This window comes from Streptomyces sp. NPDC014870, from assembly GCF_043081505.1.
In the GTDB taxonomy this organism is placed as follows: Bacteria; Actinomycetota; Actinomycetes; order Streptomycetales; family Streptomycetaceae; genus Streptomyces.
Map to the genome: position 1 here is coordinate 172,931 of NZ_JBIBWQ010000011.1, position 23,548 is coordinate 196,478.

Sequence of the window (23,548 nt, forward strand, 5' to 3'; positions counted from 1 at the left end):
GGGCGTGCGTTGGGTCAGGCCTCCCGCGCCGCCAGGCCCGCGAGCGCCGCGGCGGGGTCCTGGTCGGCGGGACCCGCCGGGACCCAGGCGCCGCGCTCCTTGCGGAAGGGCCACCAACGGCCGTCCTCGCCGAGGCGCAGCTGCGCCTCCTCGCCGACCACGGTCCAGCGCGCCGCCCCGGACTGCCGGAGAACGGGCCTCTCGGCGTCCTCCCAGGCCTCCGCGAGCACCGCCCGCGCACGGTCCAGCACCTCCGGACCGGGCGTCCACTCCTCGTCCAGTACGGAGAGGGCGGCGGCGCCCCCGAAGCGCCACGCGCGCGTGGCCGGGCCGAGCCCCGCCGTGCGCCGCCCCGCGCCCTCCGCCAGCCGTGCCGCGACCCAGGACGGGGGAGTTCCGAGGGCCGCCATCCGCACGGCGTCCTGAGCGGGCGTCAAGGACGGTTCCGGCCGCCACGATCGACCATGACCTGGCCCGAGCGCCTCCGCCAGCATCCGGTGGGCGCGCGCGGCCGCGTCCGCCGCGAGGAACTCCAGCGCCGCCGGATCGAGCCCCGGCGCCGGCTCCGCCTCGGTGTCCAGCGAGGGCGGCCCGCCCGGGGCGGCGGGGAGCACCGGGGGAGCGGGCAGCGGCGGCAGGATGTCCCGCGCGGCGAACGCCTCCTCGGCCGGAACGCCCTCGGCGGCCGCTTCTTCGGCGGAGCTCCGGGTGCCCGGAGCCGTGGCCGTCGCCGCCCGCGCCGCGCTCCGCTCCTGCAACGCGTCCACGAGCGCCCGCTCCCCGCGCCCCCGCATCAGGAGCAGCACGAACGGGTCCTCGTCCAGCAGCCGCGCCACCTGGTAGCAGAGCGCGGTCGTGTGCGGGCAGTGGTCCCACGCCTCGCAGCCGCACTCGGGCTCCAGATCGCCGATGCCCGGCAGGAGTTCGAGCCCTGCGGCCGCCGCGTCCTCCACCAGGTGCGGCGGCATCTCGTGGTCGAGCAGCGCCGCGATGTGCCCAGCGCTCTCCACCGCGAGATCGAGCAGCCGGTCCCAGTCGTCCTCCGAGAGCTCCTGGAGGAGGACGTCGCTGCGGTAGGAGGAACCGTCACGGTCCTTGACGACCGTGGTGATCCGGCCGGGCCGCACCGACACCGCGCCCACGGCGCCGGCGCGTGCCTGCCGCCGCCCCTGCTTGAGCTGCTGTCCGTCGAGCGCCGTGTCCTCCAGGGCCTTGAGCCAGGCTAGGCCCCACCAGGTGCGGGCGAAGGCGGACCCCCGGGCGGGCGGCAGCGCGGCGAACGTCCGCTCCTCCTCCTGCCGGCCGTGGGCCTCGCGGTCACCGTCGTGTCCGTCGCCGAATCCGTAGTCGTCGCTCATCGACCGTCCTCCCCGTTCGCGTCCTTGCCCCCGTGGCCGCCCTCGTCCCCGTTCCCGGTGTCATCCCCGCGCAGCCTGACGAGGTCGGCCAGCTCGGCGTCGGTCAGTTCGGTCAGCGCCGCCTCGCCCGAGCCCAGCACCGAGTCGGCCAGCGCCCGCTTGCGCAGCAGCATCTCCGCGATCCGGTCCTCGACCGTGCCCTCGGCGATCAGCCGGTGGACCTGCACCGGCTGGGTCTGCCCGATCCGGTACGCACGGTCGGTGGCCTGGGCCTCGACGGCCGGGTTCCACCAGCGGTCGTAGTGCACGACGTGCCCGGCCCTGGTGAGGTTGAGGCCGGTGCCCGCCGCCTTCAGCGACAGTAGGAAGACCGGCACCTCGCCGGACTGGAAACGGGCGACCATCGCCTCGCGCTCGGCGACCGGCGTGCCGCCGTGCAGGAACTGGGTGCGCACGCCCCGCGCCGCCAGATGGCGCTCCAACAGCCGTGCCATCTGGACGTACTGAGTGAAGACCAGCACGCTCGCGTCCTCGGCGAGGATCGTGTCGAGCAGTTCGTCGAGCAGCTCCAGCTTGCCGGAGCGGCCCTGGATCCGGGGGTCCTCCTCCTTGAGGTACTGCGCCGGGTGGTTGCAGATCTGCTTGAGCCCCGTCAGCAGCTTCACCACAAGGCCGCGCCGCTCCATCCCGTCCGCCTCGGCGATCGCGGCGAGCGTCTCGCGCACCACGGCCTCGTAGAGCCCCGTCTGCTCCCCGGTCAGGGAGACCGCACGGTCGGTCTCGGTCTTCGGCGGCAGCTCGGGCGCGATGCCCGGGTCGGACTTCCGGCGCCGCAGCAGGAACGGCCGGACCAGCGCGGCCAGGCGCTCCGCAGCGGCCGGGTCCTCGCCGCCCTCGACGGCCGAGGCGTAGCGGGACCGGAAGGTGCCGAGCCGGCCGAGGAGACCGGGGGTCGTCCAGTCGAGGATGGCCCACAGCTCGGAGAGGTTGTTCTCGACCGGGGTGCCCGACAGGGCGACGCGCGCCTTCCCACGGAGCGTGCGGAGCTGCCGGGCGGTGGCCGAGTACGGATTCTTGACGTGCTGGGCCTCGTCGGCGACGACCATGCCCCACGTGCGGGCGACCAGCGGTTCGGTGTCGAGCCGCATCGTGCCGTACGTCGTGAGCACGAACTCGTCGTCCGCCAGGCCCTCCAGAGCGCGAGCGGGGCCGTGGAAGCGGCGCACGGGCGTGCCGGGCGCGAACTTCTCGATCTCCCGTTGCCAGTTGCCCATGAGCGAGGTCGGGCAGACGACGAGCGTGGGGCCGGCCGCCGACGGGTCGGTCCGCCGGTGCAGATGAAGTGCGATGAGCGTGATGGTCTTGCCCAGGCCCATGTCGTCGGCGAGACAGCCGCCGAGCCCGAGCGAGGTCATCCGGTGCAGCCAGTTGAGCCCGCGCAGCTGGTAGTCGCGGAGCGTCGCGGCGAGCGCGGCCGGCTGGGGAACCTCCTGCGGGCCGCCCTCCGGGTCGTCGAGACGGGCGCGCAGCTGCTCCAGCCATCCGGTCGCCCGGACCTCGACGCGCCTGCCGTCCACCTCGGTGGTCCCGGTGAGCACGGCTCCGAGCGCGTCGACCGGGGTGACCTTGCGGTCCTGCGAAGCGCGGGCGCGGCGTACCTCCGCGGGGTCGACGAGGACCCACTGGTCGCGCAGCCGGACGACCGGCCGGGCGGCCTCGGCGAGCAGGTCGAGTTCGGCACGGGTGAGGTCCTGGTCGCCGAGGGCGAAGCGCCAGTTGAAGGCGAGGAGGGCGTCGGCGGAGAGGAAGGAGGGGAGCCCGGAGGAGCGCCCGGTTTCCGCGCCCGCACCGGCATCGGTCCCGGCGTACGGCTCGGTCCCGGCGTACGGGTCCGTGGCGGCGTGAGGACCGGTCTCGGCGTACGAGTCGTCGGCGCTGTGCCGGCCGGCCTCGGCGGGGTCGTCCGCCGGGCCGATCTCCGCGTGGGCGGTGAGCCGGTGAGCCAGGTCGCGCGGCCAGTGGAGCTGCACGCCGGTCGCGGCGAGCGCCCGGGCCGCAGGACCGAGAAGCTCCGTGACCTCGTCGTCGGCCAGCTCGACCGCGTCCGGCACGGCCGCCGAGAGCAGCGGCGCCAGCGGTGGCCAGGCCCGCGCGGCGCGGCGCAGCGCGAGCAGCGCGTCCATCCGGGCGCGGGGCCCGAACGCCGCGGCCGCGGGGCCGGAGCCGGCCCAGACCTCCGCCGCGTCCGCGACCAGCGCCGGGTCGGCGACGCCGTGCATCTGGAGCACGGCGCGGAAGGCCGGGGCTTCCTGCTCGCTCAGCCCGGGCAGCTCGAGACGCAAGGAGAGCCGTACGCCCGCGTCGTGACCGGCCGCCACGTCCGCCGCCCAGACCCGCTGCGCGGGCAGCTCCTGAGGCTCGTCGGCCGCGAAGGCGGGCCCGCCCGCGGCCAGTGGGGCTGCCGGGGTGCGCGGCAGCCCGTCCACGACCGCGTCCACGAAGGCACGCAGCAGCCCCTCGGGCTCGGGGAGCCGCAGCGGCCCGTCACCGGGAAGCGGTACGGCATGGGCGGCCGGCGGCATCGACGCGGCGAGGGACCGGAGGTCGGCCAGCTCGTCGGCGCCCAGCGGTCCCGCCCGCCACGCGTCGCGGTCGGTGCCGGTGAGGCCGGGCAGCAGCAGCCCCTGCGCCGCGAGGCGCAGCGCGAGGAGGGAGGCGGCGCCCCAGAACGCCGCCGCGGGCGAGGCCTCGTCGGAGAACCGGGCGCGGGTGAGGAGCGGCAGGGCGTCCCGTACGGGTACGAGTACGGCCGGAACCGTCCGGGGCCGTACGTCGTCGGCCACCACGGTCAGGTGATCGGCCGACGTCGGCGGGTGCTCGGGGGACCAGAAGGCGATGCGGCCGGCGCGCGGCGGGTCGGCGGGCAGGAAGACGGTGGAACAGCGGACGAGTTCATCGAGCCTCAGGGACGGCGACAACACATTCCTCAAATTTGACTACTGGGCCGAGCGGCCGAGGGTACAGGAACCCCGGGCCCACCCGGGAGCGGAAACGCGGTGACCTGGCTCACGTTCCGGGCGCCCGCGCCAGACGGTGGAGCCAGCCCTACCTTCGGCCCCCGGGAATCCCCCCGGGATCTCGGGGGGTGACGCCATGGCTGCGGAGGATCACCGATCCGTACGTTCGAGGGAGTCCGGGCGGCACGTGCCCGGGCCTCCGCCCACGGACCCCGGAGCCCGTCATGCCCCAGGCCACCGCAACGCTCCCCACCCCTCGTACCGCGACCGCCGGCCGTGGCAGCGAGTTCGGGCCACTGCTGCGCACCATCAAGGAACAGGGGCTCCTGGAACGGAGGACCGGCTGGTACGCGCGCGGCATGGCGGTCAACTTCCTGGGACTCGCCGCCGTGGCCGCGGGCCTCGTCCTGCTCGGACCCTCCTGGTGGGCCCTCCTCCTCGCCGTACCCCTCGCCCTGCTCTCCGCCCGCGTGGCCTTCGTCGGCCATGACGCGGGCCACGCGCAGATCAGCGCGGACCGGCGCCGGAACCGGATCATCCAGCTCGTCCACGCCAACCTGCTGCTCGGGATGAGCCAGGAGTGGTGGAACGACAAGCACAACCGCCACCACGCCAACCCCAACCACCTCGACAAGGACCCGGACGTCGCGGCCGACGTCCTCGTCTTCGCGCAGGCCCAGACCACCGACCGCACCGGATTCCGTCGCTGGCTCACCCGCCACCAGGCCTGGCTCTTCTTCCCCCTGACCACCCTTGAGGGCATCGCCCTCAAGGTGTACGGCTTCCAGGCGCTGTTCTCCCAGGACGGGCCCTTCCGCACCCGGCGCGAGCGCCTCGTCGAAGGCGCCCTCCTCCTCGCCCACGTCGTCGGCTACACGACCCTCCTGCTGCTCACCCTCACGCCCGTCCAGGCCCTCGTCTTCGCCCTGGTCCACCAGATGCTCCTCGGCCTCCACCTCGGGATGGCCTTCGCGCCGAACCACAAGGGCATGGAGATGCCCGACGCCCACCCCGACGGCGACAGCTGGGGCCACCTGCGCCGCCAGGTGCTCACCTCGCGCAACATCAGGGGCGGGTTCCTGACCGACTGGTTCCTCGGCGGGCTCAACTACCAGATCGAGCACCACCTCTTCCCCAGCATGCCGCGCCCGCACCTTCGACTCGCCCAGCCCGCCGTGCGTGCGCACTGCCGTACGGTGGGTATCCCCTACACAGAGACCGGTTTCGTCGAGTCCTACCGACAGGCGCTCGGACATCTGCACGAGGTCGGCGAGCCGCTGCGCTCGGCAGCGTGAGAAGGAGGCGTCGCACATGTCGACACGGACGAAGGTCGTCATCGGGGGAGTGGCCGTGGGCCTCCTCCTGATGCCCCTCATCGGGTTCTGGCTGTCCCTGCTGGTGGTCCTCGGCGTACCCGCCGTGGCCTACCTGGCCCTCGACCCCGGTCAGCGGCGCCGGCTCCGCCGGATCTCCCGCAAGGAACTCCACCGCTGACCCGGGCCGCGATCCTCGGAGCGCGTCTGGCGTAGCCTCGTGGATGATCATCCGCACGCGGTCACCCGCGTGCGGTCCGCCGCATGCCTGTCTGCGTGCGGTCATCGCATCGGAGGAGGGGGCTCCATCTCATGAGCGACGCCGGCGTCACGACGGTCAGCAGCAACGGTGTCTACGCGTTCACCAAGCCGAACCGCGACAGCATCACGCTGCTCGCGGGCCTCGGTGTCGAGGGGGATGTGCACGCCGGCGTGACGGTCAAGCACCGCTCCCGGGTGGCCCAGGACCCGACCGCGCCGAACCTGCGCCAGGTCCACCTGATCCACGCCGAACTCTTCGACGAGGTCGCCCGAGCCGGGTTCGACGTCGTCCCCGGAGCCCTCGGCGAGAACATCACGACCCGGGGCATCGATCTCCTCGCGCTCCCGACCGGGACGCTGCTGCACCTCGGTGCCGAGGCCGTCGTCGAGGTCACCGGCCTGCGCAACCCCTGCGCCCAGATCGACACCTACCGGCACGGTCTGCTCAAGCAGGTCCTAGGCCGCGACGAGGACGGACGGCTCGTCCGCAAGGCCGGGATCATGAGCGTCGTGCTGGCGGGCGGCGAAGTCCGTCCCGGCGACCCGATCCGGGTCGAGCTGCCCGCCGAGCCGCATCGCCCCCTGGAAAGGGTCTGATCGGGCAGGCTGCTCTCAGGGGCGGGGCGGGGCGGGGCGGGCGGGGCGTCAGGAAGGACGGACCGCCATCGCGTCGAGGGCCTCCAGGAGCGCGGGCAGCTTGGTGCCCCGGGCGACCGGGAGGACCTCGCGCGGCTCGTCGTCCAGGAGGACGAAGGCCATGTCGTCGGTCCGGGCCACCAACGACCAGCCGGGCCCGTCGGCCCGGAGCATCCGCGCCTCGCCGGTGGCGAAGGCGGAGCGGACCCGGCCCACCGGCGGCGCCTCCTCGAGATAGCCGCGCAGCTCGGCGAGCGCGCGACGCACACCGTCGTAGGGGTCGCGTACGGAAGCGGTCTCCTCGGCGGCGTCCGCGGGAGCCGCTGAATCGCTGCTCTCACCATCGCCCCCGCCCGACTCCGCGGGTGAGGCGTCCTCGTCCAGCTGCGCCCGCCAGTCCGCCCACTGCAGCGCGACCTCGTCGGCGCCGAGCCGCCGCTGCGCGGGGCCCCAGCCCTCGCCGTCCGGCGGTGACAGCGGAGCGCGGTCGCCCTCCTCGCGCTCCGGGTCGTGCGGGGCCGGAAGACCGGGCGCGGCCGTGGCCACGTCCAGCGGCCAGCCGGGGAGCGCCGCCACGACCGTGCGCTCGTCGGGGGAGAGGTCGTACTCCATGCCGCAGTCCCAGGAGGCGATGGCCACGGCGACCAGCGACACGTCGTCGATGACGACCGTCCAGCGGGCGCCCGCGCCGTCCTGTCCGAGGACGAGGCCGTACCCCTCGGCGTACGGTTCGAGGCCGAGCGCCGTGCACGCGGCCGGGTAGTCGTCGCCGAGCACGCTCGGGAACTGCGCGGGCGTCAGCAGCACGGCGGTCAGCACATACAGCGCGTCGTCGTCGGCGGTAGCCACGGCAGCCTCCCCATCTGGTCGTCGGCGCACCTTAACCAGTGGGTAACCCGCGCGTCGAGAGTCTTCGGAAGGAAAGTGACCAGGCCCGTTCCGCGCGAGGTCAGGCGGGTGGCAGCCCCAGCAGGTGCCGGGCGACGGTCTCCGGCGACTCGTCCCGCTCGCGGGCGAGCGCGATCACCGCCCGGCAGGCGAGTTCGTTGATGCCGAAGGTGAGGGCCTCGGGCGACACCCAGGTGACGGCGTCGTCGATCCGGTCCTGGTCGTCCTCCACGCATCCCGTGACGTAGGTCGCCGCGGCCTCGAAGATGTTGTGCTGCCTGCGCGGCCGGACCCGCTCGCGCCGTTCGCCCGTGGTGCGGCGCGCGGAGGGGAGGAGGGAGTTCAGAATCGTTCGCACACGGGCCATGGCCTGCCGCCTCTCCCGGACACGGCTGCCCGGCACCTCCACCGTAGACAGCGGGGTGCCGCGACAGAAGGGCGCGGATTCGGTCGGCGTGACCAGGTCCGCCTCACACGCGGTTCATGCCCCGGTCACCGCGGGCTCACACTCCGCTCACACGAGACTCACGTCCGGCGTACGCACGGCTCAGGCCCCGCTCACGGCCGACGACCCGCGCGCCCCCTCCGGGTCCTGGCGCACGGCGACCACCAGATAACGGTCGTCCTCGTCCACATAACTGACCATGCGCCAGTCCGAACCGGACAGAAGCGGGCGGAGGTTGTGCTCGGCGCGCAGGTCGTCCTCGGTGAGTTGGCGGCCATGACGGGCGGCGAGCGCGGCCCGGCCCACCGGGTGGAAGAGGGCGAGCCGTCCGCCGGGTCGCACGACCCGGGCGAGTTCGCGCAGGTTCGGGCCCGGATCCGCCAGGTGGGAGACGAGCCCGGCCCCGAACACCGCGTCGAGCGCCCCGGTGCGCAGCGGCAGCCGGGCGACATCCGTCAGGAGCAGGACGCCGGACTCGTCGCGCCCGGCGCGTACGGCCGCGGCGAGCATCTCGGGGGTCAGATCCGCGCCGAGTACGGTCCCCTTCGGGCCGACGGCCGCGCGCAGCGGGGGCAGTGCCCGGCCGGTCCCGCACCCCGCGTCCAGTACGGCGTCGCCGGGGCGCAGCCCGAGCTCGGCCACGGCGGCGGCGTACGCGGGGGTGTCGTCGGGGAAGCGGGCGTCCCAGCCGGCGGCGCGGGGGCCGAAGAACTCCTGGACATGGGTGGGGTCATCGCTCATGCGTGCATGATGCCTCAGTCCCTGGGGTGAACGTCCTGTGTCCACGTTCGAGCGCGGCACGATCGTTCTGGAACATCTCTGCGTCATATTCCATCAGCTTTCGAAATGCGCCCCTGATGCGCCCCCTTGTCCGGACTAGCGTCCCTGAGTCATGGGACACCTGGACCACGCCGCCTTCGGCTGGCTGACACCTGTGCTGTCGTACGCGATGGCCTGCATAGGCGCCGCCCTCGGGCTCCGCTGCACCGTACGAGCGCTCGACGCGACCGGCCGCTCGCGCCGCAACTGGCTCCTCACCGCCGCCTCCGCCATCGGCACCGGCATCTGGACGATGCACTTCGTCGCGATGCTCGGCTTCGGCGTCACCGGAACGGACATCCGCTACAACGTTCCGCTGACCATCCTCAGCCTGCTCATCGCCATGGCCGTCGTCGGAGTCGGCGTCTTCGCCGTCGGCTACGGCCGCGAGCGCGGCCGCTCCCTGTTGATCGGCGGTCTGACGACCGGCATCGGTGTCGCCAGCATGCACTACATGGGCATGGCCGCCCTGCGCCTGCACGGCAGGGTGACGTACGACCCGGTGCTCGTCGCGCTCTCCGTCGCCATCGCCGTCGTCGCCGCGACGGCCGCGCTGTGGGCCGCGCTCAACATCCACGCGCCCGCCGCCGTGGCGCTCGCCTCCCTTGTCATGGGCGTGGCGGTCAGCAGCATGCACTACACCGGCATGTTCGCGGTCGAGGTGGTGGTGGAGCCCTCCTCCGCGCGGCTTCCCGGCGCCACCGCGATGCAGTTCATCTTCCCGCTCGCCGTGGGCCTCGGTTCCTATCTGTTCATCACCTCGGCCTTCGTGGCGCTCTCCCCGACCGCCAGGGAACGTGCCGCCTACGCCTCCGCCGAGCTGGTCACCGAGCCGGACGAGCGCGCCGTCGACGTGGCGCCGCCCGGATTCCGCGCGGCGGGCCGTGTACCGGCCGCCGGCCGACCGGAGAGGGCGGCCGCGGGGTCCTCCGACGGCCCGTCCGCGGGCGCCGCGCCCTCGTACGCCTACCCGGCGGGGCCCGTGGACGCCGGTCCGCCCGGCCCGTAGAGCCCCCCGGTCCCGCGAAACGTTTCCGCTCCCGCAGGACCGCCGCGACACCGCTCCACCGGATCACGGCGCTGGAAGCGCCCGCCCCGCACGCGAAGCACACCGCACCTGACAGACGCAGCCGGAACGAGGAGGCCATGCGAACTCCCCGCAACACCCAGGACGCCGGGACACCGGCGCCGCAGCAGGCGGCGCGGGGACGGCGCGCGCACGCGGGGCCGCCCGCCGACGAACCGTCCGAGCGCGCCCCCGAAGCCCCGCCCGGGGCCGCCGACCCGCTCGACCTGCTCGACCCGAGCGACCGGACCGCGACGCAGCTCGGCGCTCCGTCGACCGCTGTCCGGCTCCGCGGACTGCGCCCCCGTACGGTCCGCGCGAAGATCGTCTCGCTGCTCATGGTTCCCGTGGTCTCGCTCCTCGCCCTGTGGGGGTTCGCCACCGTCACCACCGCCCAGGACATCGCCCGACTGCGCCAACTCCAGCGGGTCGACGCCGAGATCCGCGAACCCGTCGCCGCCGCGATCACCGCGCTCCAGGCCGAGCGCAGGGCCGCCGTCCGCCAGGTCACCTCGCCCGGCACCGGGCGCGCCACGGAACTCAAGGACCAGGCGCGGCGCACCGACGCGGCCGTGGCCCGGCTCCGCCTCGACGACCGGCACACCGTCGGCACCACGGGCGACCTCCCCCGCGAGGTCGCCGACCGGGTCGGCCGCTTCGTCGCCGATGTCGAGGGGCTGGCCGCGCTGCGCACCGAGGCCGCGGCCGGCAAGGGCGAGTGGAACGACGTGTACACCCGGTACACCACCACGATCACCGCCGCCTTCGCCGTCGGCGGCGCCCTGGCAGGCATCCAGGACGCCGAAGTCGGTGCCCACGCGCGTGTGCTCCTCGAGTTCGGCCGGGTCGGCGAGATGCTGGCCCGCGAGGACGCCCTGCTCGGCTCCGCGTACCTCGGGGGCGAGCTGAGCGCGGAGAGGCAGCGGCTGTTCACCGGCGCCGTCGAGACCCGGCGCACCCTCACCGAGTCCGCCACCGCCGACCTGCGCGGCCCCGAGCGGGCCGCCTGGGAAAAGCTCGCCGACGAGCGGGGCTACCGCCAGCTCACCACCGCGGAGGACCGGATCGTCGCCGTCGCCGCGGGCCGCCAGGCGCTCCAGGCCGTGCCCGCCTCCACCTGGGACGACGCGATGGCCGTCGTACGCGGCGGCCTGACGACCATCGAGACCGACGCCCGGCGCGCGGCCGCCGACCGCGCGGCCCCCTTCGGCGGGGGCGTCCTCACCGCCGGCGGCGCCGCGGTCCTGCTCGGCCTCGCCGCCGTCGCGGCCTCCCTCGTGATCTCCGTACGCATCGGCCGGGGCCTGGTCATCGAGCTGATCAGCCTCCGCAACACGGCCCTCGGCATCGCCCGGCGCAAACTGCCGTCCGCCATGCGGCGGCTGCGGGCCGGCGAGGAGATCGACGTCCAGGCCGAGGCGCCCCCCGGGCCGGCCCCCCAGGACGAGATCGGCCAGGTCGGCGAGGCGCTGACCACCGTCCACCGCGCCGCGCTCTCCGCCGCCGTGGAACGCGCCGAACTCGCCAGCGGCATCTCCGGCGTCTTCGTCAACCTCGCCCGGCGCAGCCAGGTCCTGGTCCACCGTCAGCTCAACCTGCTCGACAGCATGGAACGCCGGGCGGACGACCCCTCCGAGCTCGGCGACCTCTTCCGGCTCGACCACCTGACCACCCGTATGCGGCGCCACGCCGAGAGCCTGATCATCCTGTCCGGCGCGGCACCCGGACGTGCCTGGCGGATGCCCGTTCCCCTGACCAACGTCGTACGCGCCGCCGTCTCCGAGATCGAGGACTACGCGCGCGTGGAGATGCGACAGCTCCCCGAGACGTCCGTCGTCGGCGGTGCCGTCGCCGACCTCACCCACCTGCTGGCCGAACTCATCGAGAACGCGGCCCAGTTCTCCCCGCCCCACACCAAGGTGCGGATCAGCGGCGAACCCGTCGGCAACGGGTACGCCCTGGAGATCGAGGACCGCGGCCTCGGCATGGGCAAGGAAACCCTCGCCGAGGCCAACACGAGGATCGCGCAGTCCGAGGCCCTCGACCTCTTCGACAGCGACCGGCTCGGTCTGTTCGTCGTCAGCCGGCTCTCCTCCCGGCACGACATCAAGGTCCACCTGCGCACCTCGCCCTACGGCGGCACGACGGCCGTCGTCCTGCTGCCCATCGACGTGCTGCAGGGCGCGCTCCCGCCCGGGAAGGGCGCACCGAACGGCCGGACGCCCGAGCCGTCCTTCGGGGACGGACCGTACGGGCACACCGTCCACCGGGAACGCCCTGGCGGCGCGGAGGCCGGGTTCCCGCGCCACCAACGCCCCCAGCAGTCCGTCACCGCCGGTTCCGTGCCCGCCCAGTCCCTGCCCCCGTCCCGTCCCCAGTCCCCGACGACGCCCCCGTCCCCGCCGCAGTCCCTGCCCCGCCCGCCCCGCATCCCCGCTCTCGCGGGGCAGCCGGACGCGCCGGACCAAGGGGTGCCCGAACAGCCTCCGGCCGGGGTGACCAGCCTCCGCGGGCGCGGCCGCCCCTCCTCGCAGGGCCAGCAGGGCCCGCGCACGCCGCAGCCCCCACAGGCTCACTCGGCGCCCCGGACCCCGCCCGTCCCGGCCCAGGCGGGCGCTCCCACCGACGACTCCGGCGACCTGCCCCGGCGGATCCGTCAGGCCAGCCTCGTACCGCAGTTGCGCGAGGCCCCGCCGGCCGACTTCCCGCCCACGCCGACCGTCCAGGGCGCGGGCGAACGCACCCCCGAACAGGTCAGGGACCGGATGACCGCCTACCGCGACGGCTGGACCCGGGGCGGCGGCACGGCCCCCGGCAGCAGACGCCCCCTCGGAACCGGCTCCGGCCACCACCACGGCAACGCCCCCGACCACGGACCCGACGTCGGCCCCGACCAGGGCCGCGCCCCCGGCAGTGAAGGAGACCACGCATGATCGACCACGAGAGGATGTCCCACCACCGCTCCGGTGAACTCGACTGGCTCCTCGACGACCTCGTCGTGAGGGTCCGCGAAGTCCGGCACACGGTCGTGCTGTCCAACGACGGCCTCGCCGTCGGCTCGTCCAGCGGACTCAGTCGTGAGGACGCCGAGCACCTGGCCGCCATCGCCTCCGGATTCAACAGCCTCGCCAAGGGCGCGGGCCGCCACTTCCACACCGGCGGGGTGCGCCAGACGATGGTCGAGATGGACGACGGGTTCCTGTTCGTCGCCGCCGCGGGGGACGGCTCCTGCCTCGCCGTCCTCAGCTTGGCCAGTGCCGACATCGGACTCATCGCCTACGAGATGGCCCGACTGGTGAAGCGGGTCGGTGAGCATCTGCACACCCCGCCGCGGCTCACCGCGACCCCGCCGGCCGCCGGCTGACCGGAGACACCCCATGAACGTGGACAGCACCGGCGACGGCCAGCCCGCGCCGGGCAGTCAGTGGTACGACGCGGACGCCGGTCCGCTCGTCCGGCCGTACGCCATGACCGGTGGCCGTACGAAGCCCGGCCCCAGCAACGTGCGGTTCGACCTCATCGCGCTCGTCGTCGTCGACGACGACCCGCCCGGCCGGGCCGAGGAGTCGCTCCTCGGCCCGGAGCACCGGGCCCTGCTCACCCTGTGCCGGGCGGAGACGCAGTCGGTGGCCGAACTGGCCGCCGATGCCGATCTGCCCATCGGAGTCGTCCGGGTCCTCCTCGGCGACCTCCTCGAAGCGGGCTTCGTCAGGGTCAGCCGACCCGTGCCGCCCGCGCAGCTGCCCGACGAACGGATCCTGAGGGAAGTCATCGATGGCCTACGAGCGCTCTGAGAGCACCGGTGCGGGCGGTGGCGTGGACTCCACGGCCCTCGCGCTGAAGATCCTGGTCGCCGGCGGATTCGGCGTCGGCAAGACCACGCTGGTCGGCGCGGTCAGCGAGATCCGGCCGCTGCGGACGGAGGAACAGCTCAGCCGGGCGGGGGAGTCGGTCGACGACACCGGGGGCGTCGACCAGAAGACGACCACGACGGTCGCCATGGACTTCGGCCGGATCACCATCCGGTCCGGGCTCTCCCTGTACCTCTTCGGCACACCCGGGCAGGACCGGTTCTGGTTCCTCTGGGACGAGCTGTCCCAGGGGGCACTGGGAGCCGTCGTCCTCGCCGACACACGACGTCTGGAGGACTGCTTCCCCGCGGTCGACTACTTCGAGCACCGCAAGATCCCGTTCGTCGTCGCCGTCAACTGCTTCGCCGGCGCGCGCAATTACGGTGCGCACGAGGTGTCCCGGGCGCTGGACCTGGACCGGGGCACGCCGGTGGTGCTCTGCGACGCGCGGGACCGCGACTCGGGCAAGGAAGTGCTGATCCGGCTGGTCGAGTACGCGGGCCGGATGCACGCGGCACGGCTGCTGGACTCGGTCGGGTGACCCGGCCCCGCCGCGCGGCGGCCCGTCGGGACGGGGCCTGTGCGGGACGGGGCCGGCGCGGGCGGGCGGAGCCGGGCGCGCGCCGTGCCGGCTCCGGAGCGCGGACTCAGTCGGCGACGCCGTTCTCGGCGGTCACCCTCTCCACCCGTACACGGACGACGAGTTCCCCCGGAACGCCGTTGCGCGCGCCGAACTCCTCGGCGCGGTCCTCGCCCATGTACCGGCCGCCGATGCGCGCGGCCCAGCGGCGCAGCTCCGCGGGGTCCTCGCTGATCTCGGCGCGGCCCCGCAGCGAGACGTACGCGAACGGTGGCCGGTCGTCGTCGACGCACAGCGCCACGCGCGCGTCGCGGGCGAGGTTGCGGCCCTTCACGGTCGCCTTGCCGGTGTTGAAGACGATGTCGTCGCCGTCGAGCACGAACCAGATCGGGACCACGTGCGGACTGCCGTCGTCGCGGACGGTGGCCAGCTTGGCGGTGCGGGTGCCCTCGGACACGAAGGCCCGCCACTGTTCCTCGGTCATCTTTGCCATGCCCCCATGCTCCGCCACCGGCGGTGTCCCGGGCGCTCATCGGCGCTCCGTCGTGCCCCGGAGGACACCGGGCGGCCAGGGGTGCTTGCCCTGTTCACGACAGTGCGTAAGGCTTGTTCGCGACACGCGGACCGCGGGGACTTCGGGTCGACGGGGACGCCACACACAGGGGGAAGGACCGACGCATGGCGCTGGACACGGAACTGGACTGGCTCCTGGACGACTTGACCCGCAGGGTCGAGTACATACGGCACGCTCTGGTGCTGTCCAACGACGGCTTGGTCACGGGCGCGAGCAGCGGACTGGCCCGCGAGGACGCCGAGCACCTCGCCGCCGTCTCCTCCGGGCTGCACAGCCTCGCGCGCGGCTCGGGCCGGCACTTCCAGGCCGGGCGCGCCCGGCAGACGATGGTCGAGTTCGACGAGGCGCTGCTCTTCGTCACGGCGGCGGGCGAGGGCAGTTGCCTGTGTGTCCTGAGTGGCGCGGAGGCGGATGTCGGCCAGGTCGCGTACGAGATGACGCTGCTGGTCAACCGGGTGGGCGAGCACCTCGGCGTGGCGGCGCGTCAGCCGGGCGGCACCGACCTCTGAGTTATCCACAGGGTGAGCGGGGGTGAGCCACCCCGCGCTACGGTCGTCACCGAGAGTAGTCATCGCACTCACGGGGGAGACCGTCATGGCAGGAGAAGAGGACGTCCGCACGCTGGCGCAGACGCGAGCCGCGCAGGAACTGGAACTGCGGCGCGACGAGTTCCAGCTCGCCGTCCAGTTGGGCCTGGTGCGGACCGTGCCGGGCGCCGCACCCGGCGTGCCCCGGGCCCCGGGCAGCGCGTCGGGGGTCGCCGGAGCGCGGGGTGGGCGGCGCAGGGTCGCGCAGGCCGAGGTCGACCGGCTCAAAGCCGCACCGGACTTCCCGTCCGGGCTGAGGGAGCGGGTCCGGACGGTCGGTACGACGGAGGCGGCGGCACTGCTGTCCGTGCCGCCCGAGCGCTTCACGCGGCTCGCCAGGACGGGACACCTGAGTCCGGTGCGGTTCTACCTCAACCGCTACCGCGCGGTGGTCTGGCTCTATCTCGCTGCCGAGGTGGGCGAGTTCGCCCTCACCCAGCCGGCCCTGCTGGCCGGCCGGCTGCCGGTCGAGATCAGGGAGCGCGTCGACGGCGGAGAGGACTGCCGCCCGCGCAACTGGCGCGCCCGGCGGCTGGGACTGCTCCTCAGGGCGACCGAGGACCCCTGGATCAGGGCGGCGGCCATCGCCTCGCTCCTCGACCCGGCGCAGCTGGCGGAGGTCGTCGACGATCCGTACGAACGCACCCATCTCCACCGGCTGCGCCCGGAACACCCCTCGGGGCTGCCGGAGTCCGCGGCCTCCCGCGAGATCGCGGAGCGGCTGACGGTGGCCGACGACCCGGACGAGATCCTCTGGCACCGCATGAGCCTCGCCATCGCCCTGGAAGAGGCGCGCGCCCACCGCCCGGACCCGCGCCCGGAAGGCGCTGTCGGGGCGGCGGCCGACCGCTTCGCGGCGGGATCGCCGCCGCCGGTCGACGGCCTGGGCGCGGCACGGCCGCCCCGTGCCGCGACGCTCGTCCGCCCACCCGCGCGCCGCACCCGGCGCGGACTCCTCGACCGCCTGCGACGCCGCAGGCCGGTGGTCGGGGCCGAGGAGGAGGCGACGCGCGGGGGCTAGGGCCTGTCGCCGGTGCTGCTCGGGATCGCTCAGGGCCGCTCGGGGATCGGTCGGGGATCGGTCGGGATCCGTCGCGATCCGTCGGGATCCGTCCGTCACCCGACGTGCGGCTTCGCTCCCGTGAGGGAGAGGATGGTCGCATGCTGCTGGCCCGACTCGCGGACGCGTCCCACCAGGTGGCGGCGGTCTCCGCCCGCTCGCGGAAGATCGCGGTCCTGGCCGAGCTGTTCTCGGAGGCCGCGCCCGAGGAGAGCCCGCTCGTCATCGCCTACCTCTCCGGCCGGCTCCCGCAAGGACGTATCGGGGTCGGATGGAGCGTTCTCAAGAACGCGATCCCGCCCGCGGTGCCTCCCGCCACACACCCCACGCTCACCCTGGCCGGCACCGACGCCGCCATGACCGTACTTGCCGCGGTCTCCGGGGCCGGGTCGCAGGCCGAGCGGGCCCGGCTGGTCCACGAACTGATGGAGGCCGCCACGCTGGAGGAACAGGAGTTCCTGATCCGGCTGCTCTCCGGCGAGGTGCGGCAGGGCGCCCTCGACGCGATCGCCCTCGAAGGCGTCGCGCGAGCCGCGACGGTGCCCTCCGCCGAGCTCCGCCGGGCCGTCATGCTCGAAGGCTCACTGCCGCGTGTCGCGCGGGCCGTCCTCGCCGACGGGCCCGCCGCGCTCGACACCTTCGCGCTGCGCGTCGGCAGTCCCGTCCTGCCCATGCTCGCCCACACGGCCGGCTCGGTCACCGAGGCCGTCGCGGTCCTGGGGGCCTGCGCCGTCGAGGAGAAGCTCGACGGCATCCGCATCCAGGTGCACCGGAGAGGAGAGGACGTGCGGGTGTTCACCCGCTCCCTCGACGACATCACCGGCCGGCTCCCCGAAGTCGTCGCCGTGGCGCGGGAGACGGCCGGTGACCCGTTCATCCTCGACGGCGAGGTCATCGCGCTCGATCCCGACACAGGTCGGCCGATGGCGTTCCAGGACATCGCGTCCCGGGTCGGCTCCCGGGTCGACGTCGAGAGTGCCAGCGCCGCGCTGCCCCTCTCGCCCGTCTTCTTCGACGTGCTCGCGGCGGACGGCGACGTCCTCATCGACCGGCCGGGGCGGGAGCGCCACGCGGCGCTGGTCCGGCTGCTCCCCGAGGAGCGCCGGGTGCGCCGGTTCGAGGTGGCCACGGCGGAGGAGGAGGCACAGGTCGGGGAAGCCGAGCAATTCTTCGCCGACACCCTGGCCCGGGGCCATGAAGGGGTCCTCGTCAAAGCCCTGGACGCGCCCTACGTGGCGGGCCGCCGGGGCCGCAGCTGGCTGAAGGTCAAGCCGGTGCACACCCTCGACCTCGTCGTCCTCGCCGTCGAATGGGGCCACGGCCGGCGCACCGGGCTGCTCTCCAACCTCCATCTCGGCGCCCGCGCCGAGGACGGCACCTTCCTGATGCTGGGCAAGACCTTCAAGGGCCTGACGGACGAGATGCTGCGCTGGCAGACCGAGAGGCTCGGCGAACTCGCCGTGGACGACGACGGTTTCACCGTACGTGTACGGCCCGAACTCGTCGTGGAGATCGCCTACGACGGTCTGCAGCGCTCCACCCGCTACCCGGCCGGCGTCACGCTCCGCTTCGCCCGCGTCGTACGGCACCGTCCCGACAAGCCCGCCTCCCAGGCCGACACCGTGGAGCGGGTCGTCGGCGGCGCGTGACGTCAGGACTCGGGTTCCCGCAGGTCGGTGTAGCGGTAGCGGACCCAGAGGGGCAGCACGTACCAGCAGATCAGGTACCAGGCGACCAGGCCCGTCACCAGCCACGGAACGAACGTGTCGTCCGTCGCCACCCGCAGGACCAGCAGCAGAGCCGAGGTCAGCGTCGCCAGCAACAGGACGAGTCCGACGAACGTCAATCGGGACGCCCAGACCACGGTCTCGGGTTTGAGCCGGCGTCCCGCCACGATCCGGTGGAAGGACACCGGCCCGATGAGCGCCCCGGTGGCCGCGGCGGCCAGCGACACCGTCACGACGTAGAGGGTCCGGTTGGTGTCCGACAGCTCGGTGAACCGGGGTGCGAACACGACCGTCAGCAGGAAGCCGAACAGGATCTGCACGCCGGTCTGGGCGACCCTGATCTCCTGCATCAGCTCGCTCCACCGGCGGTCCGCCCGCTCCTCCGGAGTCTCGCGTCGTCCCTGGACGAGGCTGTCGCCCGCCGCGCGGTCATGGTTCGGTCGACTGGACACGGAACCTCCCGTGGTCGTCCCATGCGCGGGTAACCGCGTGCGGCGACTTCAATCCCCGGACATCGCGTGACCCCCCGACGCGAGGGATGCTGGAAGCGTGGCGGGGCGATCCGTACGCCCGGCAGCGAGGAGATGAGCGCCGTGTACGACAGGCACATCGACACCGACGTCACCGTGCAGCTGAGCGACTGCGACCGTAAGGACGCCCAGGCCGTCTTCGACGTCCTCGACCACGTCTACCGGCTCGAGGACATGACCGCGCCCGGGCCCCGGGCTGCCACCGCGCCCGCCCCCACCGTCTGGATGGCGACCTTCGACACGGCCGAGGGGCGTCGCGAGGAGACCGGACCCGTTCATCTGACAGGCATGGTCGGAGCGCTGCTCACCGGTGGCTACCGCGCGGTCGACGAGGTCGAGAAGACCCTCGCGGCCACGTTCGAGATCCAGTCGCTGCAGTCCGTGTCGGGGGATCAGGAGACCGAGGCCCGGCTGCTGCTCGCCTCCCGCTGACCGGCCGCCGTGCCGGATCGCCGACCCGCTGAACCACTGAACCGCTGATCCACTGTCTCGCTGATCAGCTGACCCGCTGACCTGCCGGTTTCCACCGGCACACAGACGCCCCGGGCGGAGCGGACGGGCGCCGCTCGGGGCACAGCTCTGCCCCGACCCCCCTATGCATCGTGTGTATACACCGTGTGTAGAGTGCTTGGTGTGCCACGCGGAGACGCCACTGACCAGGCGTGCGTGGCATTTCCGATGCCATCGACGGGGAAAGCGGGTCTGCAGCACCATGTTCCGAACCACAACGGGGAAGCGTCGCGGTCCGGCCGTCGCCCTTCTGGCGGCGGCCTCTCTCATGCTCGCGCTCAGCGGCTGCGGGGTCGACCCGATCAGCCCGGGCGACGCCAGGGGCAAGGCGGCGGCCTCGGACGACAAGGCCGGCGCGGCCGGCGCGGTCGACTGCGCGAAGGCCAAGTGCATCGCGCTGACCTTCGACGCCGGTCCCGGCAAGGACACTCCGCACCTCCTCGACGTACTCAAGGAGAAGCAGGTCCCCGCCACGTTCTTCCTGCTCGGCAGCAAGCACGTCGACCGCTACCCCAAGGTCGTCAAGCGCATATCCGACGAGGGGCACGAGGTCGCCAACCACACCTGGACCCACCAGATCCTCACCGATCTGGAGCCGGACGAGGTGCGCCAGGAGCTCTCCCGCACCCAGGACGCGATAGAGAAGATCACCGGCAAGCGGCCCACGCTGATGCGGCCGCCGCAGGGGCGCACCGACGACACGGTCTCCGAGGTGAGCCGGGACCTCGGTCTCGCGCAGGTGCTGTGGAGCGTGACGGCCAAGGACTACGCCACGACCGATTCGGAGCTGATACGGAAGCGGGTGCTCGACGCCTCGGAGGGGGACGGCATCATCCTGCTGCACGACATCTACGACGGCACCGTTCCTGCCGTGCCCGGCATCATCGACGAACTGATGAAGCGGGGCTTCACCTTCGTGACGGTTCCCCAGCTCCTCGCGCCCGGCAAGGCCGAACCGGGGGCCGTCTACCGTCCGTGACCCTGACCGCACGAACGGTGAAAATGGGGTGAGGTGTCTCACATCGGTCACCTCGGGCACGTCGGAACGTCTCGTGAAGGTTTATCGTTCATCAATGTGTGACGGTGAAGGGGCCCGGTCCCCAGGTCCCCCCCTTGAGGTGACTGCTCTTCGTCGTCGCGGCATTCGGCCCCGGTTGGAATCCCCCGTCCAACCGGGGCTTTGTCGTTCCCGTGGCCGAGCCCCGGGACGTGTCCCGCTGCGTGACCAGGCGCGGGCCGCTCGCGAGCGGCGCGCACCCCGGCGCGTTCGACCCCTTCGAGTGACCTCGCGCATTGCCCCCTCACGTCGCGGGCAGTGATCGTCACGGGCTGTGACGATCATGTCGGTGGCCCGTCGAGCGGGGACGTCACGAGGGGGCCGCCATGCAGGACACCACCGCGCGCATCCGCATCCGGCGCGCCGCCGCGGCCGTGCTGGTCGCCGCGGTCCTGCTCACCGGCTGTGGCACCACCGCCCCCGGACCGACCGTGCCCCCGACGCCCGAGGCGCAGGACGCCCTGCTCAAGTCGGTCGAGCGCACCCTCGTCGACCGTTGTCTCGAAGCGCGCGGACTCACCCTCGCCCGTCGGCCCGACACCTCCGAGGACGACCGGCGCCTCCAGGCGGCGCTCTTCGGCTCCGGCCCCCGGGAGCTGTCGCTCACCCTCGCCACCGGGCACACCGTCACCGCCCACACCGACGGCTGCCTCGCCTCCGCCAGAGAGGCCCTCTACGGCGACCAGACGCGGTGGTTCCGCGCCGAGGTGACCGTGAACAACCTGCGCTCCGAAGCCCAGGACCGGATGAAGGACGACCCCGCGCACCGGGCCGCCCTCGCCCGCTGGAACCGGTGCGCGACACCGCCGGGCACAGCGGGCGCCGCCCGCCCCGACCCCGCTGTCGTCGTCCGCTGCGACAAGGAGAGCGGACTCGCCGGGGTGCGGGCACGGCTCGAACCCGTCGAGCTGGCGCACGTGCGCGCCCTGCGCGGCGACCAGCTCACCACGTACCAGCAGCTGCGCACCCGCGCGCTGCGGCGGGCAGTCGAACTGTCCGCACCCGCCACCGCACAGGAAGGCACCAACACCCTATGAAGCGCATCCTCACCACTGCCGCCGCCGCGCTCCTCGCCCTCACCGGCGGCCTCGCCCTGGCAGGCCCCGTCCAGGCGGCCGAGTGCCCGAGCGGCGAGTTCTGTGTGTGGCCGGAGGCCAACTTCGGTGGCCAGCGGGCCAACTGGAGCGGCGACGACGGCTGGTGGGAGAGCTGGATCGCCGACACCGACTCCTCCTGGGCCAACCACGGCATCTCGGGACCAGGGATCAAGGACCACGTCCGCGTCTACGCCAGCGCCCACCAGGGTGGCGGCATGACGATCTGTCTGGCCCCCGGTCAGGAGGTCGGGTACAACGGAGCCGCCAACGACCGGGGTGACTCCCACACCTGGGCGACGGGCTGCTGACCCGCCCCGTCCCCGTGGGCCCGCACCCGGGTGGGTGCGGGCCCACGGGGCCTCGGCCTCCGCCCGTGCGGTGAGGACGTCAGTTCCGGCCCGCGAGCCACAGGTCGGGGCCGAAGACCTCGTAGTGGACGGCCGAGGCGGCGACACCGGACGTCAGCAGGTCGCCGCGCACCTGGCGCATGAAGGGCAGCGGGCCGCAGAGGTACGCCGTCACCCCCTGGGGCAGGTCGAGCGCGGTGACGTCCGCGCGGCCGGCCCGCGCCTCCGAATCGCCCGGCTGCTCGTACCAGAGGTGCAGCGAGGCGTTCGGGAGGGCGGCGACCAGATCGCGCAGTTCGTCGCGGTGCGCATGGCCCGCGGGGGAGCGGTCGGCGTGGACCACGGTCACCCGGCGGCGTGAACCGGTGGCCACGAGGTGGTCGAGCATCGCCAGCATCGGCGTGCTGCCGATTCCCGCCGAGGCGAGGAGCAGCGGCCCCTCTCCCTCGGGCAGGACGAGATCGCCGAAGGGTGCGGACACCTCGACCGTGTCGCCCACGCGCGCGTGCTCGTGCAGCCAGGTCGACACCTCGCCCGCCGGGTCGCCGTCCACACGCTTCACCGTGATCCGCCAGTCCGGCCGGCCCGGCGCGGCGGAGAGGCTGTACTGACGGACCTGCCGCGCTCCGTCGGGGAGTTCGACGCGGACGCTCACGTACTGTCCCGGTCGGAAGGGATCCGTCGCACGTCCGTCGGTGTTCCGCAGCGTGAACGAGACCGTGTCCGCCGTCTGCCGCTGCCGCTCGACGATCTCCATCGGCCGGCGGACCTCGCCCGCCTCCTCGTAGAGCCGGGCCTCCAGGGCGATCAGCGCGTTGGCCATCAGCCAGTAGACCTCGTCCCAGGCCCGCGCGACCTCGGGAGTGACGGCCTCGCCCAGCACGTCGACGATCGCGGCGAAGAGATGCTCGTGGACGACTTTGTACTGCTCGGACGTGACGCCCAGCGAGGCGTGCTTGTGCGCGATCCGGCCGAGCATCACGTCCGGCCGGCTCTCCGGGTGCTCCAGGAGCGCCCCGGCGAAGGCCGCTATCGAGCCGGCCAGTGCGCGCCGCTGGTCGCCGCGGGCCTGATTGCCTCTGTTGAACAGGTCGCGGAGCAGCTCGGGGCGGGCCGCGAACATGCCCGCGTAGAAGCGCTCGGTGATCTCACCGAGCGCGGCTCCGACGACGGGGAGGGTGGCTCGCACGACGGGGGTGGCCTGCGCGGACAGCATCCGGACTCCTAATGTGGTAGATGATCTACGTATTTAAGCGCATGGCTTGAGTGGCTCAGTGACTCGATCGCGAGTGAGCCCGACAGGGCGGGGGTGGGGGTCAGTCGTCGTGGCGTGCGCTCAGCGACAGGAGCACGGGCCCGGTGGGTGACTCGACCAGATCCGCCACCGTGAGTGGATCCAGCGTGCGGTAGAACGCCTCCTGGGCCTGGCGCAGCGCGCCGCGCAGGCGGCAGGCCGCCCGCAGGGGGCATGGAGTCTCGCCCTCGCAGGCGACGACCTCCTCCTCGCCCTCCAGCGTCCGGACCAGCCAGCCCACGGAAGCGCGCCGTCCGGTCTCGGTCAGGACCAGACCGCCGCCGCGACCGCGCCGCGCCTCGACGACGCCGAGGTGCTGGAGGCGCGTGACGACTTTCGCCATGTGGGCGTAGGGGACGGCCATCACCTCGGCCACCTCGCGTGTCGTGGCCGAGGGCTCCTGTCCGTGGGCACCGGGAACCGCCAGGCGCATCACGGCACGCAGCGCCAGGTCGGTGAATTTCGTCAACCGCACGCCACGACCGTATCAAATAAGCATTTTGGAAGCCTATTAAGGGTGGGTGCCTGTGA

General features: G+C 73.3%; 24 protein-coding genes. 15 read left to right on the top strand and 9 right to left on the bottom strand.

Annotation, left to right across the window (positions count from 1 at the left end; genetic code table 11):
- Window positions 1-14 precede the first annotated feature (14 nt).
- A complete protein-coding gene (locus tag ACF09C_RS29325; protein WP_392095801.1) occupies window positions 15-1,358 on the bottom strand; it encodes an SWF or SNF family helicase in 1,344 nt (447 codons plus the stop codon).
- Window positions 1,355-4,336 carry a DEAD/DEAH box helicase gene (locus ACF09C_RS29330; protein ID WP_392095803.1) on the bottom strand — a complete coding sequence of 994 codons (2,982 nt, stop codon included), beginning with the start codon at window positions 4,334-4,336 and terminating at the stop codon, window positions 1,355-1,357. Before ACF09C_RS29330 ends, ACF09C_RS29325 begins: the two co-directional genes overlap by 4 nt.
- Before the next feature lie 263 nt (window positions 4,337-4,599).
- Here ACF09C_RS29330 and ACF09C_RS29335 point away from each other — a divergent pair, with 263 nt between their 5' ends.
- From ACF09C_RS29335 to ACF09C_RS29345, 3 genes are all read left to right on the top strand, one after another.
- On the top strand, window positions 4,600-5,670 hold the full coding sequence (locus ACF09C_RS29335) for a fatty acid desaturase family protein (protein WP_392095805.1): 1,071 nt from the start codon (window positions 4,600-4,602) through the stop codon (window positions 5,668-5,670).
- 16 nt (window positions 5,671-5,686) lie between these two features.
- Entirely contained in the window at window positions 5,687-5,869 is a 183-nt protein-coding gene (locus ACF09C_RS29340) for a hypothetical protein (RefSeq protein WP_362429302.1), read from the top strand.
- Between the two features lie 131 nt (window positions 5,870-6,000).
- The gene (locus ACF09C_RS29345) at window positions 6,001-6,546 is read left to right on the top strand and encodes an MOSC domain-containing protein (RefSeq protein ID WP_392095807.1); all 546 of its coding nucleotides are present in this window, start codon (window positions 6,001-6,003) and stop codon (window positions 6,544-6,546) included.
- A 48-nt stretch (window positions 6,547-6,594) separates the two neighbouring features.
- Here the strand turns inward: ACF09C_RS29345 and ACF09C_RS29350 are convergent, their stop codons facing one another.
- From ACF09C_RS29350 to ACF09C_RS29360, 3 genes are all read right to left on the bottom strand, one after another.
- The gene (locus tag ACF09C_RS29350) at window positions 6,595-7,434 is read right to left on the bottom strand and encodes a hypothetical protein (protein ID WP_392095809.1); all 840 of its coding nucleotides are present in this window, start codon (window positions 7,432-7,434) and stop codon (window positions 6,595-6,597) included.
- Between the two features lie 100 nt (window positions 7,435-7,534).
- The gene (locus ACF09C_RS29355; protein ID WP_392095811.1) at window positions 7,535-7,840 is read right to left on the bottom strand and encodes a hypothetical protein; all 306 of its coding nucleotides are present in this window, start codon (window positions 7,838-7,840) and stop codon (window positions 7,535-7,537) included.
- 180 nt (window positions 7,841-8,020) lie between these two features.
- Window positions 8,021-8,659: a class I SAM-dependent methyltransferase gene (locus ACF09C_RS29360; protein ID WP_392095812.1), complete on the bottom strand. Its 639-nt coding sequence runs from the start codon at window positions 8,657-8,659 to the stop codon at window positions 8,021-8,023.
- Between the two features lie 151 nt (window positions 8,660-8,810).
- On the opposite strand from ACF09C_RS29360, the gene ACF09C_RS29365 reads away from it, so the two are divergent.
- From ACF09C_RS29365 to ACF09C_RS29385, 5 genes are all read left to right on the top strand, one after another.
- Window positions 8,811-9,746: an MHYT domain-containing protein gene (locus ACF09C_RS29365; protein ID WP_392095814.1), complete on the top strand. Its 936-nt coding sequence runs from the start codon at window positions 8,811-8,813 to the stop codon at window positions 9,744-9,746.
- 137 nt (window positions 9,747-9,883) lie between these two features.
- Window positions 9,884-12,736, top strand: coding sequence for a nitrate- and nitrite sensing domain-containing protein (locus ACF09C_RS29370; RefSeq protein WP_392095816.1), 2,853 nt, complete (start codon window positions 9,884-9,886; stop codon window positions 12,734-12,736).
- Window positions 12,733-13,167, top strand: coding sequence for a roadblock/LC7 domain-containing protein (locus ACF09C_RS29375; RefSeq protein ID WP_392095818.1), 435 nt, complete (start codon window positions 12,733-12,735; stop codon window positions 13,165-13,167). Before ACF09C_RS29370 ends, ACF09C_RS29375 begins: the two co-directional genes overlap by 4 nt.
- 13 nt (window positions 13,168-13,180) lie before the next feature.
- Window positions 13,181-13,597: a DUF742 domain-containing protein gene (locus ACF09C_RS29380; RefSeq protein ID WP_392095820.1), complete on the top strand. Its 417-nt coding sequence runs from the start codon at window positions 13,181-13,183 to the stop codon at window positions 13,595-13,597.
- Window positions 13,578-14,195 (top strand): ATP/GTP-binding protein, encoded by a 618-nt coding sequence (locus tag ACF09C_RS29385; protein WP_362429275.1) that lies wholly within the window; start codon window positions 13,578-13,580, stop codon window positions 14,193-14,195. Before ACF09C_RS29380 ends, ACF09C_RS29385 begins: the two co-directional genes overlap by 20 nt.
- Before the next feature lie 106 nt (window positions 14,196-14,301).
- On the opposite strand, the gene ACF09C_RS29390 is transcribed toward ACF09C_RS29385, so the two are convergent.
- Window positions 14,302-14,727, bottom strand: a complete 426-nt coding sequence (locus tag ACF09C_RS29390; protein ID WP_362429272.1) for a PPOX class F420-dependent oxidoreductase — start codon at window positions 14,725-14,727, stop codon at window positions 14,302-14,304.
- Between the two features lie 185 nt (window positions 14,728-14,912).
- On the opposite strand from ACF09C_RS29390, the gene ACF09C_RS29395 reads away from it, so the two are divergent.
- The 3 genes from ACF09C_RS29395 (at window position 14,913) to ACF09C_RS29405 (ending at window position 18,104) form a co-directional block, all read left to right on the top strand.
- Complete coding sequence (locus tag ACF09C_RS29395; protein WP_392095822.1) at window positions 14,913-15,317, top strand: roadblock/LC7 domain-containing protein; 405 nt, start codon at window positions 14,913-14,915, stop codon at window positions 15,315-15,317.
- 85 nt (window positions 15,318-15,402) lie between these two features.
- On the top strand, window positions 15,403-16,416 hold the full coding sequence (locus ACF09C_RS29400; RefSeq protein WP_392095823.1) for a DUF6397 family protein: 1,014 nt from the start codon (window positions 15,403-15,405) through the stop codon (window positions 16,414-16,416).
- A gap of 140 nt (window positions 16,417-16,556) precedes the next feature.
- Window positions 16,557-18,104, top strand: coding sequence for an ATP-dependent DNA ligase (locus ACF09C_RS29405; protein ID WP_392095824.1), 1,548 nt, complete (start codon window positions 16,557-16,559; stop codon window positions 18,102-18,104).
- Window positions 18,105-18,106: 2 nt separating this feature from the next.
- Here ACF09C_RS29405 and ACF09C_RS29410 read toward each other — a convergent pair whose 3' ends face one another.
- Window positions 18,107-18,634: a DUF6328 family protein gene (locus ACF09C_RS29410; RefSeq protein WP_392095825.1), complete on the bottom strand. Its 528-nt coding sequence runs from the start codon at window positions 18,632-18,634 to the stop codon at window positions 18,107-18,109.
- A gap of 66 nt (window positions 18,635-18,700) precedes the next feature.
- On the opposite strand from ACF09C_RS29410, the gene ACF09C_RS29415 reads away from it, so the two are divergent.
- The 4 genes from ACF09C_RS29415 to ACF09C_RS29430 all read left to right on the top strand — a co-directional run bounded on the left by ACF09C_RS29415 (window position 18,701) and on the right by ACF09C_RS29430 (window position 21,684).
- Window positions 18,701-19,144, top strand: coding sequence for a hypothetical protein (locus ACF09C_RS29415; RefSeq protein WP_392095827.1), 444 nt, complete (start codon window positions 18,701-18,703; stop codon window positions 19,142-19,144).
- A gap of 280 nt (window positions 19,145-19,424) precedes the next feature.
- The gene (locus tag ACF09C_RS29420) at window positions 19,425-20,201 is read left to right on the top strand and encodes a polysaccharide deacetylase family protein (protein WP_392095829.1); all 777 of its coding nucleotides are present in this window, start codon (window positions 19,425-19,427) and stop codon (window positions 20,199-20,201) included.
- Between the two features lie 404 nt (window positions 20,202-20,605).
- Window positions 20,606-21,316 (top strand): hypothetical protein, encoded by a 711-nt coding sequence (locus tag ACF09C_RS29425; RefSeq protein ID WP_392095831.1) that lies wholly within the window; start codon window positions 20,606-20,608, stop codon window positions 21,314-21,316.
- Window positions 21,313-21,684 carry a peptidase inhibitor family I36 protein gene (locus ACF09C_RS29430; protein WP_392095832.1) on the top strand — a complete coding sequence of 124 codons (372 nt, stop codon included), beginning with the start codon at window positions 21,313-21,315 and terminating at the stop codon, window positions 21,682-21,684. The genes ACF09C_RS29425 and ACF09C_RS29430 overlap by 4 nt, the downstream gene beginning before the upstream one ends.
- 79 nt (window positions 21,685-21,763) lie before the next feature.
- On the opposite strand, the gene ACF09C_RS29435 is transcribed toward ACF09C_RS29430, so the two are convergent.
- Window positions 21,764-22,939 carry a globin domain-containing protein gene (locus ACF09C_RS29435; protein ID WP_392095834.1) on the bottom strand — a complete coding sequence of 392 codons (1,176 nt, stop codon included), beginning with the start codon at window positions 22,937-22,939 and terminating at the stop codon, window positions 21,764-21,766.
- A gap of 100 nt (window positions 22,940-23,039) precedes the next feature.
- The gene (locus tag ACF09C_RS29440) at window positions 23,040-23,492 is read right to left on the bottom strand and encodes an RrF2 family transcriptional regulator (RefSeq protein ID WP_392095836.1); all 453 of its coding nucleotides are present in this window, start codon (window positions 23,490-23,492) and stop codon (window positions 23,040-23,042) included.
- Window positions 23,493-23,548 lie beyond the last annotated feature (56 nt).